The following is a 17217-nucleotide window of genomic DNA, read 5'->3' as shown; positions in this document are numbered from 1 at the left end:
ATGCTGACGACTCTTCTTTCCATACTGACTAACCGCATTCTGTGGAGCTTCCTCGGCGTCACGGCGCTGGCGGCGGTGATCTGGATGATAGGTCCGCTGTTGTCCATCGTGGACACCCGACCGCTCGAATCCGAGCAGAACCGCATCATCAGTATTGCCGTGGTCTACCTGCTGTGGGCTCAGGGCCATATTCTGCCGCGTCTTTATAACGCCTGGCTGAACCGCAAGCTGATGGACAAGCTCAACGAGAACACCACCAGCCCGGAGGCGGCGGATCCGCAGCAGCGCCTGAACAGCGAGGAGCAGATCCTCGCCAGCCGTTTTGATGAAGCCGCGCAGATGCTGAAAAAAGCGCACTTCAGCAAAGCGGGACAGGGTGCCCAGTGGACGCAGCGCTTCAGCACGCAATATCTCTACCAGCTGCCGTGGTACGTCATTATCGGCGCGCCGGGTTCCGGTAAAACCACGGCGCTGGTTAATTCCGGGCTGCAGTTCCCGCTGGCCGACCGCTTCGGTAAAACCGCGCTGCGGGGCATCGGCGGCACGCGCAACTGCGACTGGTGGTTTACCAACGAGGCCGTGCTGCTGGATACCGCGGGTCGCTATACCACTCAGGAAAGCGAACAGGTGCAGGACGCCGGTGAATGGCTGCAGTTCATGGGGCTACTGCGCAAGTACCGTCGCCGCCAGCCGATCAACGGCGTCATCGTCACGATCAGTATTTCGGACCTGCTGACCCAGTCCGCCGAGGCGTCCCGCCAGCAGGCGGTGAACCTGCGCCAGCGCCTTTCTGAACTGCATGAGCAGCTGGGTATCCGTTTCCCGGTGTACGTGATGGTGACCAAGGCCGACCTGCTTAAAGGCTTCCGCGCGTGGTTTGCCGACTACGACAAAGCGCAGCGAGACCAGATCTGGGGCTTCACGCTGCCGTGGGAGCAAACCAAACACGCCGATTACGACCTGATGGGTAACTTCCAGCAGGAGTTTTCTCTGCTGCAGCAGCGCCTTGATGCCGGGCTGCCGGAAACCATGCTCAAAGAGCATGATGCGAAAACCCGTGCCGAAGCGTATCTCTTCCCACAGGAGTTCGCCGCGCTGCGTCCACTGCTGGCGGATTACCTCAGCACGGTCTTCGCCCGCTCCAACTTCGAAACCGAGTTCTCGCCGCGCGGGATCTACTTCGCCAGCGGTACCCAGGAAGGCATGCCGTTCGACCGCGTAATGGGCGAACTGAACCGCGCGCTCTCCCTGCCGGAAGGGGGAGAGAACGATAACTGGGATTCGGTAAGCAAAGAAGCGCCTATCCCCGGCGCGAAGGGCCAGAGCTTCTTCATCAAGAACCTGCTGCAAAACGTCATCTTCCAGGAAGCCGGGATTGCCGGCGAAAACCGCTGGTGGGAACTGCGCAACCGGGCAGTGATCTGGTCCGGCTACGCGGCGCTGCTGGCCCTGCTGGCGATCCTCGGCGGGCTGTGGCTGACCAGCTATGCAAAAAACAAGGCCTATCTGGAAGAGGTGGATGCGAAGGTGCCGCTGCTGGACCAGCAGAGCAAAGCGTTGCAGAACCAGCCGCAGCGTGACCTGTTCGATCTGCTCCCGCTGCTGAATGGCCTGGTGGACCTGCCGAAAAGCGACGCGTTTGATGTCAACGATCCGCCAGTCTCCCGCCGCATGGGGCTTTACCGTGGGGATGACGTCAGCGATGCCTCTCAGTCCCTGTACCAGAAAGCGCTGGATCAGCTGCTGTTGCCCGCCGTTGCAATGCACATCACCACCTGGCTGCGCAACGACAACGGCAGCGACGTGGAGTACAGCTACGAGGCGCTGAAAGCCTATCAGATGCTGTATCAGCCGAAACACTACGACGGCAAATTCCTGCATTCGTGGGTGATGCTCAACCTGCAGCGTAACCTGCCGCAAAACGTCACGAAGGCGCAGCTGCAGCAGCTCGAATGGCATCTCACCCAGCTGCTGGAGCCGAAAATTCAGGCCTCGCCGTACGCTCAGGACGAATCCCTGGTGGCACGCGAAAGGGCTTTGATCAACCAGCAGCCACTTTCAACCCGCGTCTACGGTCGCCTGAAGCGCCTGCTGGAACATGACGAAAACCTCAAGCCGGTCTCCCTTTCCGATCTGGGCGGCCCGCAGAGCGAGCTGGTGTTTTCCCGCAAAAGCGGCAAGCCGGTAAGCGAAGGCGTGCCGGGGCTCTATACGCCGGACGGTTACTGGAAAAGCTTTAACAGCCAGATTGACAGCGTAACCACCGCCCTGCATGAGGACGACGCCTGGGTGCTGGGCGCCGCAACCGCGCAGGAAGATAAACAGCAGATCGATAACGCCGTGCGCCAGCTCTACATGCGCGACTTTATCGCGAACTGGGATCGCTTTCTCGCCGACATTCAGCTTAATAACAGCGCCGATCTCTCCCAGCGCATCAACACCGCGCGCCTGCTCTCTGGCGCAAACTCGCCCCTGCGTCGTCTGGTCCAGAACCTGAGCCAGGTGCTGACGCTATCCCGCGATACCCCGGCGCCGGAAGATGCCGGTAAAGCGCAGGCGCAGAGCAACCGCGCCACCCGCACGCTGGAAGCGCTGTTCAGCAATAATGACAATGCCCCGACGCAGGCCGCCGCGATTACTCAGGCGCCGGAGCAGCTGGTGACCGACCACTATGCGCCGATGATTGAGCTGGCGCAGCCGCTGGAGAAAGGCGGGAAGACGATTGTATTTGATGATTTTCTCAAGCAGGTGGATGAGCTTTATCGTTACCTGACCGCGGTTCAGGATGCGGCCAACAGCGGTATGCCAGCACCCGGCGGTGAGGCGATCAGCCGTCTGCAGGCCAGCGCCGGTCGTTTGCCGGGCGGACTGCAAACCATGTTCAGCAACATGGCGGTGGGGGCCAGCAGCGATACCCAGCGCCGCGACCTGGAAAACGTGCGTAAGCGGATTAACGTTGAAGTCGGCGGGTTCTGCCGTCAGGCAATCGCCGGCCGCTACCCGCTGGTGCGCAGCGCCAGCACCGAGGTCACCCCGGACGATCTTGCCCGCATGTTTGCCCCCGGTACCGGGCTGATGGATACCTTCTTTCGCGACAACCTGACCAGCAAAGTCGATACCACGCAGGCAAACTGGCGCTTTATGCCGGGCATCGACGGTAAAACCCTGCCGGGCAGCGAAGGGCTGTTGAGACCGTTCCAGCAGGCCCAGTCGATTCGCGACGCTTTCTTTGCTAACGGCGCCACCACGCCGTCTTTCAAGGTAACGGTACGCACTGTGAGAATGGATAACACCATTCTGAACCTGACGCTGGACGTCGACGGCCAGCTCCTGCGCTACAGCCACGGCCCGCAGGCCGTGCAGATCATGAACTGGCCGGGGCCGGGCGGCACCAATCAGGTACGCATGCAGCTGGGGCTGGCTAACGGCAGCACGGCGACGCTGGTAACTAACGGTTCCTGGGCGCTCAACCGCTTTTTCGACAAAGCGAGCACCAGCCCTGGCGCGGGTAGCCTGAGCCGTCAGGCCACCTTCAACGTCGACGGACATCAGGTCACGCTGGAGTTTGCGCCAAACAGCATTCGCAACCCGTTCCAGCTTCCCCGTTTCTCATGCCCATAACCGCAAGGACAGCCGTATGACGAATACCCCTGCGATGAACCGCTACAGCTGGTATGGCAAATTACCCAGCGCCGGAGATTTCCTGCAGCGTCGCTTTCCTGACACCTTACAGCGCCAGTGGTCGCACTGGTTTCAGGTTGGCCTGCTCGCCTGGCAGCAGGAAGAGCAGCGCGGTGGCGAACGCCAGTTCACCAAAGCACCGGTCTGGAATTTCGTCGTCCCGCCGATGCTGGGCAGCCAGATGATCCAGATGGGCTGCCTGCTGCCCGGCCGCGACAGCGTTGGCCGACAGTACCCGGTTTGCATTCAACTGAGCTTTGCCCCGTCAGAGTGGTCGACCAGCCTGCTCAGCCAGGCGGAGAGCTGGTATCAGCAGATTGGTCGTCTGGGGCTGCACGCGGTGCGCAATAGCTTTTCCGCCTCGCAGCTGGATGAGATGCTGATGTCCATTCCGGCGCCGCAGCCCGTCGAGCCGCAAAAGCGTTCCGACATCCTTGACGTCATTGGCTATGACGAGGACGGCCAGAGCACGCTGGGCTGGCCGCAGGCGGCAGAGTGTTTTGACCCGCTGCGTCAGACCAGCTACTGGTGGACCAACCGCTGCGACGGTTACCCGCTCTACACCCACGTGCACAGCGGTAACTTTACCGGGCAGCTTTTCACCCTGCTGTTCGACCCGGCAGGAGGCGCCCGTCCGGGCCGTCACGGTCTCTATCCGCCCATGTTTGAATAAGCAGGGATCTCATGAATATCGAAGAATTTCTCGCGCCAATAAGCCCCGAAAAGCCCTGCGGCGAAAACCTGGAGTACGACGCCGACTTCCAGATCATGAATCAGGCAAGTCTTGGGAAAGCGGAACAGCAGTTTGGCGACACCATTATCCCGGCAGAGCCAGCTGACTGGAACACGGTTGAAAAATTCGCCACCAGCCTGCTGACCCGCACCAAAGATCTTCGCGTGATGCTGGCGTTAACCCATGCCTGGACCCGCCGCCGCGGGCTTGCGGGCTACGCGGACGGATTATTGTTGGTGCAGGAGGCGATCGCGCGCTACTGGGAGCCGCTCTACCCGCTGCTTGAAGAGTATGGCGAAACCGACCCGTTCTACCGCATTAACGCCCTGGCCGGGCTGAGCGATAAATCCGACCTCACCGTCGCGGTACGCAACGCCTCGCTGCTGCGTTCTAACGGCGATGAAATTTCGCTGCGTGACGCCCAGGCGCTGCTGGACGGCAGCAAGACGGAATGTCCGGACTATCCCGGCGGCCGTCCGCGGCTGATTGACGAGCTGGCCCGCGGCGACCAGCCGGGAACCGCAGCGGTTATCGTCATTAACGAACGGCTGCTTGCCATCCGTGAGCTGCTCACCGGGCATCTCGGTGAAAGCGGCGTGCCGGAGATGGAGCAGTTGCTGAAAACCGTGGGGCTGGTCGCCAGCGCGTGTCAGGTGACCGACATCAGCAAGCTGCTGCCGAACCGTGAAGCGCAGGCAGAGCCACAGGCTGAACAGCAATCGGCGGCAACGCAGCCGATTCAGCAGGTGACCGACTGGCGCAGCGTGCAGGTCACCAGCCGCGCCGACGCGCAGCTGATGCTGGAAAAAGCGAAGCAGTATTTTGCGCAGTACGAACCGAGCCACCCCGCACCGCTGATGATTGAACGGGTGCAGCGGCTGTCAGAACTTAACTTCATGGACATTATTCGCGACCTGGCGCCAGACGGCGTTAACCAACTGGAAAACATCTTTGGACGCCGCGAATAACGCGTCCAGGCATTATGACGACAGGCATGGAGCCTGCCGTTTCACCTTCACCGCGCATCTTTGATGGAGAACATCATGGCAATGAGTAACAGTGGGCAGAAATTCATCGCACGTAACCGTGCCCCCCGCGTGCAGATCGAGTACGACGTAGAGATCTACGGTGCAGAACGTAAGATTCAGCTGCCGTTTGTGATGGGCGTCATGGCCGATCTGGTCGGCAAACCGGTTGAAAATCTGCCGGCCGTCGACGAGCGTAAATTCCTCGAAATCGACATCGACAACTTTGACGAACGCATGAAGGCGCTGAAGCCGCGCGTGGCGTTCCAGGTGGATAACACCCTGACTGGCGAAGGTAAGCTCAACGTGGATCTGACCTTCGACAGCATGGACGACTTCCTGCCGGATGCGGTGGCCCGCAAGGTAGAGCCGCTGAACAAGCTGCTGGAAGCGCGTACCCAGCTCTCTAACCTGCTGACCTACATGGACGGCAAAAACGGTGCGGAAGAGCTGATCGCTAAAATTCTGCAGGATCCGACGCTGCTCAAATCCCTGAGCCAGTTGCCGAAAAATGACGAAAGCGCGAAAGGTAGCGAGGAATAATCGATGAGCAACCAGACTCAACAACACGAGCAGCAGGCGGGGCAGGCGTTCAGCCAGGATGAGTTCAGCGCGCTGCTGAACAAAGAGTTCCGCCCGAAAACCGATCAGGCCCGTTCCGCCGTAGAAAGCGCGGTCAAAACCCTGGCGCAGCAGGCGCTGGAAAATACCGTTACCTTCTCGAACGACACCTATCGCACCATTCAGAACCTGATTGCCGGTATCGACGAGCAGCTGTCGCAGCAGGTGAACCAGATCATTCACCACGAAGAGTTTCAGAAGCTGGAGAGCGCCTGGCGCGGCCTGAGCTATCTGGTGAACAACACTGAAACTGACGAGATGCTGAAGATCCGCTTTATGAGCATCTCCAAGCAGGAGCTGGGCCGCACCCTGAAGCGCTTCAAGGGCGTGGGCTGGGACCAGAGCCCGATCTTCAAGAAAATCTACGAGCAGGAGTACGGTCAGTTCGGCGGTGAGCCGTTTGGCTGCATCGTGGGCGACTACTACTTCGACCACAGCCCGCAGGACGTGGAGCTGCTGGGCGAAATGGCGCGCATCGGCTCTGCGGCGCACTGTCCGTTTATCACCGGTACTGCACCGGGCGTGATGCAGATGGAGTCCTGGCAGGAGCTGGCTAACCCGCGCGACCTGACCAAGATCTTCCAGAACACCGAATACGCGGCCTGGCGTTCACTGCGTGAATCCGAAGATGCCCGCTATCTGGGCCTGGTGATGCCGCGCTTCCTGTCGCGCCTGCCGTACGGCATTCGCACCAACCCGGTCGACAGCTTTGACTTTGAAGAGCAAACCGACGGCGCGAACCACAACAGCTACTCCTGGGCGAACGCCGCCTATGCGATGGCGGCTAACATCAACCGCTCCTTCAAAGAGTACGGCTGGTGCACCTCGATTCGTGGCGTGGAGTCCGGCGGAGCGGTGGAAAACCTGCCGTGCCACACCTTCCCGAGTGATGACGGCGGCGTGGACATGAAGTGCCCGACCGAGATCGCCATCAGCGATCGTCGTGAAGCCGAGCTGGCGAAAAACGGCTTTATGCCGCTGGTTCACCGTAAAAACTCCGACTTTGCCGCCTTCATCGGCGCGCAGTCTCTGCAGAAACCGGCCGAGTACCACGACCCGGATGCCACCGCCAACGCGCGTCTGGCCTCTCGTCTGCCGTACCTGTTCGCCTGCTGCCGCTTTGCCCACTACCTGAAGTGCATCGTGCGCGACAAAATCGGCTCCTTCCGCGAGCGCGAAGAGATGGAGCGCTGGCTGAACGACTGGGTGATGAACTACGTGGACGGTGACCCGGCTAATTCCTCCCAGGAAACCAAGTCCCGCAAACCGCTGGCGGCTGCGGAAGTGCAGGTGCAGGAGATTGAAGACAACCCGGGCTACTACGCCGCGAAGTTCTTCCTGCGTCCGCACTACCAGCTGGAAGGTCTGACCGTTTCTCTGCGTCTGGTATCTAAGCTGCCGTCACTGAAGACGAAAGACGCGTAAAAGCGTCAGACTGCTGACAACGTGCGTTTTGTGAGTTTCGCCCGGCGGCGCTACGCTTGCGCGGCCCTACAATGAAACATGCAATTTATTGATATTGCTGATCAATGTAGGCCGGGTAAGCACAGCGCCACCCGGCAAGAAAGACGGCAAAATTGTTAATGCTGCCCTTAACAGGTTCCAGAATAACGCACGGTAATAATGACTTCACATTCCTTCCGTTATTTCGAAGGAATGTAAGACTGTCAAATGACACGCGTCATTTGATGTGAGGCAGAGGTAAAATATGGACGGTTTTATTCAGCCCCATGCTTTCCTGTTTGCCATATAAGTGCTTTTTCGAAAGCAATATTGTTCATCCACGAAGAGTAGATATTATGGCTATTGATATGTTTCTGAAGGTCGAGGGTGTTACGGGCGAATCTAAAGATTCTAACCACACCGGCTGGACTGATATTACCTCCTTCTCCTGGGGCGCTTCCCAGCCTGGTAATATGAGCGTTGGCGGTGGCGGCGGTGCCGGTAAAGTCAACTTTAACGACCTGCACGTTAACGCGCTGATCGACAAATCCACCACCGCTATCCTGAAACACTGCGCCAGCGGTAAACACCTGACCAAAGTTGAGCTGTCCGTATGTAAAGCGGGTGGCCAGCAGGTGGAATATTCCCGCATTACGCTGGAAGATGTGCTGGTGACTTCCGTTCAGTACACTGGTGCAGACAACGGCGATACCGTTGGTGTGACCTACGCATTCCAGGCTGCGAAAGTGAAACAGCAGTACTGGGAGCAGACCACGTCTGGTGGTAAAGGTGCTGAAAGCAGCGCTGGCTGGAATATCAAAGAAAACAAAGAAGCATAATAATAGTGGGCCCGAAAGGGCTCACTTTACCCTGAGCTTCTTATCAAGGAGAAATTAGATGTCTCAAATGCGTCCTGCTTTTGGTGCCGCCTGGAACAGATTCAGAGAAGTTAACGTAAACGTAGAACAGGTTGGCAAATTATTGGGTGGAAAAGTTCAGCATAATATCGACGCCGGTATTTTTAAAAATGCCTGCCCAATTCGTATGAGTTACGTTTTAAATTACTGTGGCATTCCGATTCCTTCTAACAGTAAATATGCGACAGTGACCGGGAACGACAAAAAGCGCTATATGTTCCGCGTTAAAGATATGATTGCATTTCTACCCACGGTACTGGGCAATGCAGATATGTCGGTTTCTTCCCCAACGCCTGCGCAATTTGCAGGCAAGCAAGGCATCATCATTTTTACCGGGCACGGCTGGAGCGACGCAACCGGTCATGTAACACTCTGGAATGGAAATATTTGCTCTGATGATTGCCATTTCCTCGGCTCACCGGGTAATGGTTCGTTTATTCCGACCAACGCCACCTTCTGGAGCCTGAAATGAAACGTTTATTACTGCTGGTATTGGCTATCAATGCCTCTGCTGTTTATGCCCAAAATCTGCCTGCCGTCAGCGCTTTTTCTCAGCAACAAATCTTTGAAAATTGGGTGCAAAATCGGTGCATCAGCAAGATCGCAGACAGTAAAAGTCTGAAAGATGATGCAGAGGCCAGCGCGGCCGCCTGGCTGGAAGCAAGCGATCTGCCTGCTGAAAATTTTGAAAAAGCTGACAAGGTGATTGCAACTTTACTGAAAGAGAACGTGGGCGGTACTCAGTCGGGTCAATATCAGGTTTTAAAGTGCAGCTTAATCGCCAACAGCGACGAGATTCGTCCGCTCAAAACCGCAAAATAGAAGCAGTGGAAGCGGCCCCAAACGCCGCCGTTCTCGCCCCGAGAGCGGCAGCGTTTGAGCGCTAATCATACCAGCAGGAATACGCCATGCGATTCACGATTATTTCTACGAAACCCGGTCATCAGCCGCCGCAGAGCAGCTGTGATTTTTACGCCCCGGGCGGCACCATTGGGCGCGGTACGGATAACAATCTGGTATTGCCGGACAATGACCGCACCATCTCGCGTCTGCAGGCCATTGTCCACGTTGATGCCCAGGGCGAATGCCGCGTTACCAACCGTGGCAGCGTCACCCGCGTGGTATTAAATGACATTCCGCTGGAGCGGGGGCGTCAGGTTGAACTCCAGGATGGCGACATTCTCGGTATTGATGACTACCGCATTGAAGTTACTGAGCTTATCCACGATACGCAGCCGGTAAGCCGTATGGCGGCAAGCATGCAGCAGCCGCCACGTCCGACAGCCGCGCCAACTGCACCCGCAGCGCAAGCGAAGCCTGCTAACCCTGCGCCACGCGGTAAAGCGGAACCGACCGCCGTGCCGTCGGAAATCTGGGACAGCCTGATGCAGGAGTTCTCCATCTCTGACAGCATCTCCAGCAACCGCGCAAAACCTCAGCCTGCGACATCGCACGATCCGTTCTCCCAGCCTGCGGCCCCGGAGCGTAATGCCGAAGATCCGCTCGCGATGTTCAACGACAGCGATCCATCGCTTGAGCGTAAGAACGTCGACCCGGACACGCTGTTCAGCGACGAAGCGCTGTTCAAAAAAGAGAGCATTTTTGACGACGTGACGCCTTCCACGCTGGTGCCGCCGGTTGAGGGGCAACCCACCGCTAAAGAAGAAGCGTCGGACGAGCTCGACCCGCTGGCGCTGTTTGGTGGAAAGGCCAGCGCGCCAGCCGCGCGCAATGATGACCCGCTCGGGCTGATGGGCGGGGCACCGTTAACCCATCCGGATGACATTGCTGACGACAAGCCAGCACCAGCGCCTGAATCAGAGCAGGAAGAGGATGTGCTGGCTGATTCTCCGCTGTTCGCTCCTGAGCCGCAGGAAACGGCGCGTGAAGAAGAGCCGGCGCGGCCGGATTACGCGGGCTTCACCATGCCAACACCGCAGGCCGTTGCGCGCAGCAGCGCTCAGGCACCGAAGGGACGTCTGCGCATCGACCCGGTCAACAACGCGGCAACCCCAACCGCCACCGCGAATAACGGCGAGAAGGGCGAAGTGCTGCAGGGCGAACTGCTGCAGGCGCTGCTCGAAGGTATGGGCCTGAGCGAAATGCAGCCTGTTCCGCAGTTTGACCGTGAAAATATGCGTCAGCTGGGGCAGATTCTGGGCATGTTCTCGCAGGGCACAGTGGCGCTGCTCTCGTCGCGCTCTATCCTCAAGCGCGGCGTGAAAGCCGATATGACCATGGTGCTGGACGATGCCAACAACCCGTTCAAGCTGTTGCCGACCGGCAAAACCGTACTGATCCAGATGTTTGGTACGCCGATGCCGGGCTTTATGCCGCCGACCAAATCCGTGCGCGACGCGCTGATCGACCTTCAGGCGCACCAGCTGGGGATGATCTCCGGTATTCGGGCCATCATCGCCGCGATGCTGCAGTCCTTTAACCCGGAACAGCTGGAGGAGCAGGCGAAGCAGAACGGCATGACCTCTCGTCTGGCGCTGCCGGGCAGCCGCAAAGCCGCCCTGTGGGACTATTTTGTTCGCAGCTATGGCGAGACGGCGGGCGAGATCGAGGATGACTTCCACACCCTGTTCGGCGAAGCCTTCCTTCATGCGTACGACATGGAGGTGAATCAGTACAAAGACTCACAGAGCGGATCGGAAGACAAATGAATATCGCAACCGCTTCTCTCTCCCGCCAGGGGACGCGCGCCAGCAACCAGGATCAGACGGGAGAAACCATAGGGGAACGCTCGGCCTGCTTTGTCGTCTGTGACGGCATCGCGGGGCTGCCGGGCGGTGAGGTCGCCGCGGAACTGGCCCGCAACAGCATTATCTCCCGCTTCGATGGCGACAAGCACCTGAACGCGCAGCATATCCGAGATTATGTACAGACGGCGAACCGCACCATTCTGAGCGAACAGCAGGCCGTTCAGGACTATCGCCGGATGGGCACAACGCTGGTCAGTCTGTTCATTGACCGGGACTACGGGCTGGCGTACTGGGCGCATGCCGGCGATAGCCGCCTGTACCTGTTTCGCCGGGGATGGCTGTGGCACGTGACCACCGACCACAGCCTGGTGCAGCAGATGAAGGATGCCGGGCATCAGACGGACGATCTCAACAGCAACCTGCTTTATCTGGCGCTGGGGATTGAAAACGGCGGGCCGGAGGCGAGCTACAGCGACGTGGTGCAGGTGGAAGACGGCGATGCCTTTTTACTCTGCACCGACGGGTTCTGGCACGGCGTCAGTGAAGAGCAAATGAAGCAGTCACTTCACATGGTCAATACGCCGCAGGAGTGGCTGACCTTAATGAACCAAATCATTCAAAAGAATGGCGAACAGGAAGGGAATGCTCAGGATAACTATACTGCCCTGGCGGTATGGATGGGCAATCCTCAGGACACTACTTTGCTGCACACCCTCTCTGACGCAGCACAATTTCTTCCCTGCGGAACTGATTAGACACACAAGGAACGATATGAAACTTTGGCTATCGGGTTTGGCACTTCTGGCGGTGACCTCCACCGCGCAGGCTGAGAATTTCCGCATCGTGCAGTCTCCTGCGCAGAAGCTGGATATCTGGATCGACAACATCAAAGACAACACGCCGCAGAGCTGGTGTAAGCCTGAGGTGGCGCTGCGTATCGTGGCGAACGGCAAGAAAGACGTCTCGGTGCTGGAAAACTTTGTGCCGCGCCTTGGCTCGCTGCTGGAGCACCAGTGCAGCAAAGTGAATAAGCTGAGCTGGACGCTCAACGATCCGGAGGGGACGACGCTGGCGCAGGGTACGGCCGCCAAAGCGCAGGAGTGGGCGCTGGTGGTGAAACAGCAGCAGGCTGCGCCTGCCGTCACCACGGCCACGTCCAGCGGCGCGTTACTGCCACCGGATCAGAACGTTGCCGCCCATACAGTCGCCGCGGACCGCACGCCGTGGCAGGAATTTACCCTGCAGGACGGCTGCCACCTGCGCACCTTCTGGGAAGGGGGCGCATCCGCACCGGCGCTCTTTATCCCGGATTCTGACACCACCCGCTGCGGTAACGGCAGCTGGCTGAGCGGTCACACCGTTGTCTCTCAGTCCCGCAACGGCGGACAGAAAGAGATGGCGGTGACGTACATTCACGGCTTCCCGGTGATGGGGCTGAATCAGAGCGCCGATCCGGAAAACGCGCTGATCACCTCCGTTAACAAAGAGCGCATGGTATTCAGCACCCCGAACAGCGACCAGAGCTGGATGATCCTGCCTTACGATAGCGCCCTGAACAGCTGGAAGAGCAACGGCACGGTGGCGGTGGAGATTTCCCGTGAGATTGCCAGCGACGATGCAAAGCTGCAGGCGCGTATTGCGGCGGTGAAGAAAACCTGGAGCGCCTGGGTCGCACCGGGCACGCCGCTGAATATCGTTCTGATTGATACCCTGCGCCCTCAGCTGCGCGATCCGGCAGTGGGCGCCTGGCGCGCGGCGAATTAAGGAATGGCTATGAATACGCTCTATCAACAACTGGCGGGTGAAACGCTCAACGACGCGCTGGCGCGCCTCGAAGCACAGATCAAAGCCCGTCCGGCAGATGCCGACCTCCGCGCCGCGTTCGTGCAGTTTTTAACCCTCAGCGGCAACTGGACGCGTGCGCTGGCCCAGCTGAAAAGCTGGCTGGCGCTGAAGCCGCAGGCGAAGCCGACCGTCACGCTGCTGGAGCAGTCTATTCAGGGCGAGCTGCAGCGCGCGCAGGTGATGGCGGGGCAGGCGCGTCCGGCCATGCCTGAAACCCAGTGGCCTTGGCTGACCACCCTGGCTATGGCGCTTAGCGAGGACGGCGAGCGTGCGCATGCGCTGCGGCTGGAGGCCCTCGAACAGGCGCAGGCCACTGCCGGTCTCATCACCCTCGAAAATGAGGAGACGCAGGCGTTCGAGTGGCTGATGGACGGCGATGCCCGGCTTGGCCCGGTGTGCGAAACCCTCGTGAACGGCCGTTATTTCTGGCTGCCGTTTAACGCTATCGCGGAGATCCGTTTCCAGGCCCCCGCCAGCGTGACCGACCTGGTCTGGCGTCATGCGCTGGTGCGCCTGACCGACGGTACGGAGCAGGTGTGTCAGATCCCGGCGCGTTACCCGTTTGCTGCCGAGGCTTCGGATGCGATCAAACTGGGCCGCACCACCGAATGGCGGCCGCTCGACGAGGACGGCACCCTCTACGAAGGGATGGGCCAGAAAGCCTGGCTCAGCGAGCAAAGCGAAAGCCCGCTGCTGTCGTTAAGCCTCGTGACGTTTGCGACGGATGGAGCCGATGAGTAATCCCGCTGGCGAAGGCGATCTGCTGCGCAGCGGCTGGCAAGCTCGCAGCAGGCAGGAGAAGGTGGGGGCGCGCGACAAAATGCAGCCCTCGCTGCTGGATCGTCTCACCGATAACGACCCGGAAAAAAAGCGCGAGCCGGCTAACAGCAATCTGATCACCCACGCCGCCCTGCGCCGCAACGTGCTGCGGGATCTGCAGTGGTTGTTTAACACCATCAACCACGATGCCTCCGGCGATTTGAGCGCCTTGCCGCACGTGAGCCGCTCGGTGATTAACTTTGGCGTCGCGCCGCTCGCCGGGAAAAGAATGTCGGATATCGAATGGCACGATATTCAGCGCAAGCTTACCGAGGCCATCATCAATTTTGAACCGCGCATTTTGCCGCAGGGGCTGCAGGTCCGCTGCGTGTCGGATACCTCCTCGCTGGATCTGCACAACGTGCTCTCCATCGAGATCAAAGGGCGTTTATGGTGCGTGCCGTACCCGCTGGAGTTTCTGTTTCGCACCGATGTCGATCTGGAAAACGGCCATTTTGAACTGAAAGATGCGGGGTAATCATGGAAAGTAAACTGCTCGAATATTACAACCGCGAGCTGGCCTACCTGCGCGAAATGGGGGCCGAGTTTGCCGAACGTTACCCAAAAGTCGCCGGACGGCTGGGCATGCGCGGCATCGACGTGGCGGATCCGTATACCGAGCGTCTGATGGAGGGCTTCGCCTTCCTGACCTCCCGCGTGCAGATGAAAATGGACGCGGAGTTTCCGCGCTTCTCCCAGCGTCTGCTGGAGATGATCGCGCCGAACTACCTCGCACCCACGCCGTCGATGGCGATCGCGGAGATTGAGCCCGACAGCAGCCGGGGCGACCTGAGCAAGGGCTTCATTGTGCCGCGCGGCACCATGATGGACAGCCTGGCGCTGAAAAAAACCGGCGTGACCTGCAGCTATACCACGGCGCACGAGGTCAACCTGCTGCCGCTGAAAATCGACAAGGTCGAGCTGGGCGGCGTGCCCGCCGATCTGCCGCTCGCGCAGCTGGGGTTGAGCCAGCGGGGGATCAACAGCGCCCTGCGGATCCGCATCGCCTGCGATGGCCCGCAAAACCTCGGGCACCTGGATTTCGACCGGCTGGAGTTTTTCCTGAGCGGCCCGGACATTGAGGCGCTGAAGCTGCTGGAGCTGGTCATGGAGCATCACGCCGGGATCGTCTGCCAGACGGTCAGCCCGCAGCCGCAGCGACAGCTGCTGGCGTCGGACGCGCTTCGCCAGGAGGGCTTTGAGTCTGACCAGGCGCTCCTTCCGGACGATCTGCGCAACTTTGACGGCTACCGTCTGCTGCAGGAGTATTTTGCGTTTCCGGCCCGCTTCCGCTTCATCAGCCTGAGCGGTCTGAGCACGCTGATCCAGCGCTGCGAGGGCGAAAAAGCCTTCGACATTTTTATTCTGCTGGATAAGTCGGATGAGCAGCTGGAACGCGTGGTGGACGCCAGCCATCTGGCGCTGCACTGTACGCCGGTCATCAACCTGTTCCCGAAAGTGGCGGCCCGGCAGAAGCTGAATGAAGGGCAGCACGAATACCATCTGGTGGTCGATAACATCCGGCCACTGGATTATGAAATTTACGCGGTAAATAAAATTTTTGGCAGCGCCGATGGTCAGCGCGACGACCAGACGTTTCGTCCATTCTGGAGCACCTGGAGCGGCGACGCGGGCAACTACGGGGCCTATTTTTCCCTGCGCCGGGAACAGCGCGTGCTCTCTGAACATGCCCTGCGCTACGGCACCCGTACCGGCTATATCGGTTCAGAGGTGTTTGTTTCGCTGGTGGACGAGCAGCATGCGCCGTGGCAGGAAAACCTGCGCTATATCTCTGCCGAGGTGCTCTGCACCAGCCGCGACCTGCCGCTGATGCTGCAGCAGGAGCTCGGGCAGTTCATTATGGCCGACTCTATGCCGGTGAAATCACTCACCCTGCGTAAAGGGCCGACGCCACCACGTCCGGCGCTGGCTGAAGGGTTCAGCACCTGGCGGCTCATCAGCCAGCTGCAGATGAACTACCTCAGCCTGATGGACAGCGAGAATGAAGAGGGGGCAGCCGCACTGCGCCAGCTGTTAGGGCTGTACGCCAACCTGGCCGAGACGCCGGTGGCGCGTCAGGTAGAGGGCGTTCGCCACTGCGTGCTGGAGCCGGTTCACCGCCGCGTGCCTGAACCCGGCCCGGTCGTTTTCGCCCGTGGAATTGGCATCAGCCTGACCGTAGACGAGCGGGCGTTTTCCGGCGCCAGCCCGTGGCTTTTCGGCAGCGTGATGGAGCGCCTCTTTGCCCGTCTGGTCTCTATCAACAGCTTCACCGAGTTCACCCTGAAGAGCCAGCAGCGCGGCGAGATTGGCTACTGGGCGCCTCGCATGGGTAAAAGGGCGCTGGTATGAGTGACGCCGCTACTGCACCGCTGCGCGTACATCGCCTGACGAAGCTGCCGGATGCGTTCTGGCACGGGGTCCGTGAGGCGCCCTGGCGCTACGATCTGTTTCAGCTGTTAAGGCGCATTGATGCCCAGGGCGGCGAGCGCTACCCGCTGGGACGCGCGCCGCTGCCGAAGTTTGAGCCGCTGCGCATTGGCCAGCAACCGTCGATGAGCTTTGCGCCGTCGACGCTGGCTCAGGTCGGCCTGCGTGAGGAAAGCGGGATTCATGAAGTATCAATTTTAAGCTTCGGCCTGTTTGGCCCGAACGGTCCGCTGCCGGTCCATATGACCGAATACGCCCGCGAGCGTATTCATCATCATCAGGACACCAGCCTCAGCGCGTTTGCCGATCTGTTTCATCATCGTCTGGCGCTGCTGTTTTACCGCGCGTGGGCGGATGCGCAACCGGCTGTCTCTCTGGATCGCGCCGATAACAGGCGCTTTGAGCGCTACCTGGCGTCGCTGATTGGCATGGGGCAGCCGGGGCAGATGAACAAAGGCAGCCTGAGCTCCCATGCCCGCTTTACCCACGCCGGACACCTGACCCGTCACGGGCGGGATCCGGAGGGGCTGGAGAAAATCCTGCGCAGCTACTTTAAAGCGCCGGTCAAACTGGTCAGCAACGTGCCGCAGTGGATGCCGCTTTCCACGCGCGAGCAGGCGCAGCTGGGGGAAGGCCGCCGCATGCCGCGTATGGGTGAATCCGCCTTTCTTGGCGTCGCCGTCCGCGACGTGCAGCATAAGTTTCGCATTGAGATTGGCCCGCTGAGCGCGGAGGAGTACAACCGCTTTCTGCCGGGTGAAGCGTGGGTCACCGAGCTGCGCGACTGGGTGCGCCAGTACGCCGGGATTGAATTTGAATGGGAAACGCGGGTGATCCTGCATGAAGACGCGGTGCAGGGTACCACGCTCGGCAGCAATGGGCGATTAGGCTATAACACCTGGCTGGGCCTGCAGCCGCAGCCTGTCCCGCGTGGCGATCTGGTGTATCGCGCAGAGCGGTAATCCTTCCGTATACCGAATCATTGTTAATGGAAA

Annotated in this window: 15 protein-coding genes; all 15 read left to right on the top strand. The window is 59.6% G+C overall.

Annotated features, from left to right (window positions below):
- Window positions 1-3621 (top strand): type VI secretion system membrane subunit TssM, encoded by a 3621-nt coding sequence (tssM, locus tag AC4ICF_RS13505; RefSeq protein ID WP_252075305.1) that lies wholly within the window; start codon window positions 1-3, stop codon window positions 3619-3621.
- A gap of 16 nt (window positions 3622-3637) precedes the next feature.
- The gene (tagF, locus tag AC4ICF_RS13500; RefSeq protein WP_116339326.1) at window positions 3638-4354 is read left to right on the top strand and encodes a type VI secretion system-associated protein TagF; all 717 of its coding nucleotides are present in this window, start codon (window positions 3638-3640) and stop codon (window positions 4352-4354) included.
- Window positions 4355-4365: 11 nt separating this feature from the next.
- Window positions 4366-5382, top strand: coding sequence for a type VI secretion system protein TssA (gene tssA / locus AC4ICF_RS13495; protein WP_163329920.1), 1017 nt, complete (start codon window positions 4366-4368; stop codon window positions 5380-5382).
- A gap of 75 nt (window positions 5383-5457) precedes the next feature.
- Window positions 5458-5982 (top strand): type VI secretion system contractile sheath small subunit, encoded by a 525-nt coding sequence (tssB, locus tag AC4ICF_RS13490; protein ID WP_008502644.1) that lies wholly within the window; start codon window positions 5458-5460, stop codon window positions 5980-5982.
- A gap of 3 nt (window positions 5983-5985) precedes the next feature.
- Window positions 5986-7485 (top strand): type VI secretion system contractile sheath large subunit, encoded by a 1500-nt coding sequence (tssC, locus tag AC4ICF_RS13485; RefSeq protein WP_014884232.1) that lies wholly within the window; start codon window positions 5986-5988, stop codon window positions 7483-7485.
- 374 nt (window positions 7486-7859) lie between these two features.
- Window positions 7860-8342 (top strand): Hcp family type VI secretion system effector, encoded by a 483-nt coding sequence (locus AC4ICF_RS13480; protein WP_008502640.1) that lies wholly within the window; start codon window positions 7860-7862, stop codon window positions 8340-8342.
- A 58-nt stretch (window positions 8343-8400) separates the two neighbouring features.
- Window positions 8401-8892 (top strand): type VI secretion system amidase effector protein Tae4, encoded by a 492-nt coding sequence (locus AC4ICF_RS13475; RefSeq protein WP_121424099.1) that lies wholly within the window; start codon window positions 8401-8403, stop codon window positions 8890-8892.
- Window positions 8889-9242: a T6SS amidase immunity protein Tai4 family protein gene (locus AC4ICF_RS13470; protein WP_316379620.1), complete on the top strand. Its 354-nt coding sequence runs from the start codon at window positions 8889-8891 to the stop codon at window positions 9240-9242. Before AC4ICF_RS13475 ends, AC4ICF_RS13470 begins: the two co-directional genes overlap by 4 nt.
- Window positions 9243-9328: 86 nt before the next feature.
- On the top strand, window positions 9329-11089 hold the full coding sequence (gene tagH, locus AC4ICF_RS13465; RefSeq protein WP_163329924.1) for a type VI secretion system-associated FHA domain protein TagH: 1761 nt from the start codon (window positions 9329-9331) through the stop codon (window positions 11087-11089).
- Window positions 11086-11883 (top strand): PP2C family protein-serine/threonine phosphatase, encoded by a 798-nt coding sequence (locus AC4ICF_RS13460; RefSeq protein ID WP_023336024.1) that lies wholly within the window; start codon window positions 11086-11088, stop codon window positions 11881-11883. The genes tagH and AC4ICF_RS13460 overlap by 4 nt, the downstream gene beginning before the upstream one ends.
- Window positions 11884-11899: 16 nt before the next feature.
- Window positions 11900-12892 carry a hypothetical protein gene (locus AC4ICF_RS13455; RefSeq protein ID WP_302218064.1) on the top strand — a complete coding sequence of 331 codons (993 nt, stop codon included), beginning with the start codon at window positions 11900-11902 and terminating at the stop codon, window positions 12890-12892.
- A gap of 9 nt (window positions 12893-12901) precedes the next feature.
- Window positions 12902-13714, top strand: a complete 813-nt coding sequence (locus tag AC4ICF_RS13450; protein WP_316379623.1) for a type VI secretion system accessory protein TagJ — start codon at window positions 12902-12904, stop codon at window positions 13712-13714.
- A complete protein-coding gene (gene tssE / locus AC4ICF_RS13445; RefSeq protein ID WP_116339346.1) occupies window positions 13707-14270 on the top strand; it encodes a type VI secretion system baseplate subunit TssE in 564 nt (187 codons plus the stop codon). The genes AC4ICF_RS13450 and tssE overlap by 8 nt, the downstream gene beginning before the upstream one ends.
- 2 nt (window positions 14271-14272) lie before the next feature.
- A complete protein-coding gene (gene tssF / locus AC4ICF_RS13440; RefSeq protein WP_316379624.1) occupies window positions 14273-16144 on the top strand; it encodes a type VI secretion system baseplate subunit TssF in 1872 nt (623 codons plus the stop codon).
- Entirely contained in the window at window positions 16141-17184 is a 1044-nt protein-coding gene (tssG, locus tag AC4ICF_RS13435) for a type VI secretion system baseplate subunit TssG (protein ID WP_316379626.1), read from the top strand. The genes tssF and tssG overlap by 4 nt, the downstream gene beginning before the upstream one ends.
- The last annotated feature ends 33 nt before the right edge of the window (window positions 17185-17217 follow it).

It is taken from the genome of Enterobacter sp. ECC_219_Taxon_10, from assembly GCF_058354905.1.
This window is presented reverse-complemented; position numbering and strand designations above follow the sequence as displayed.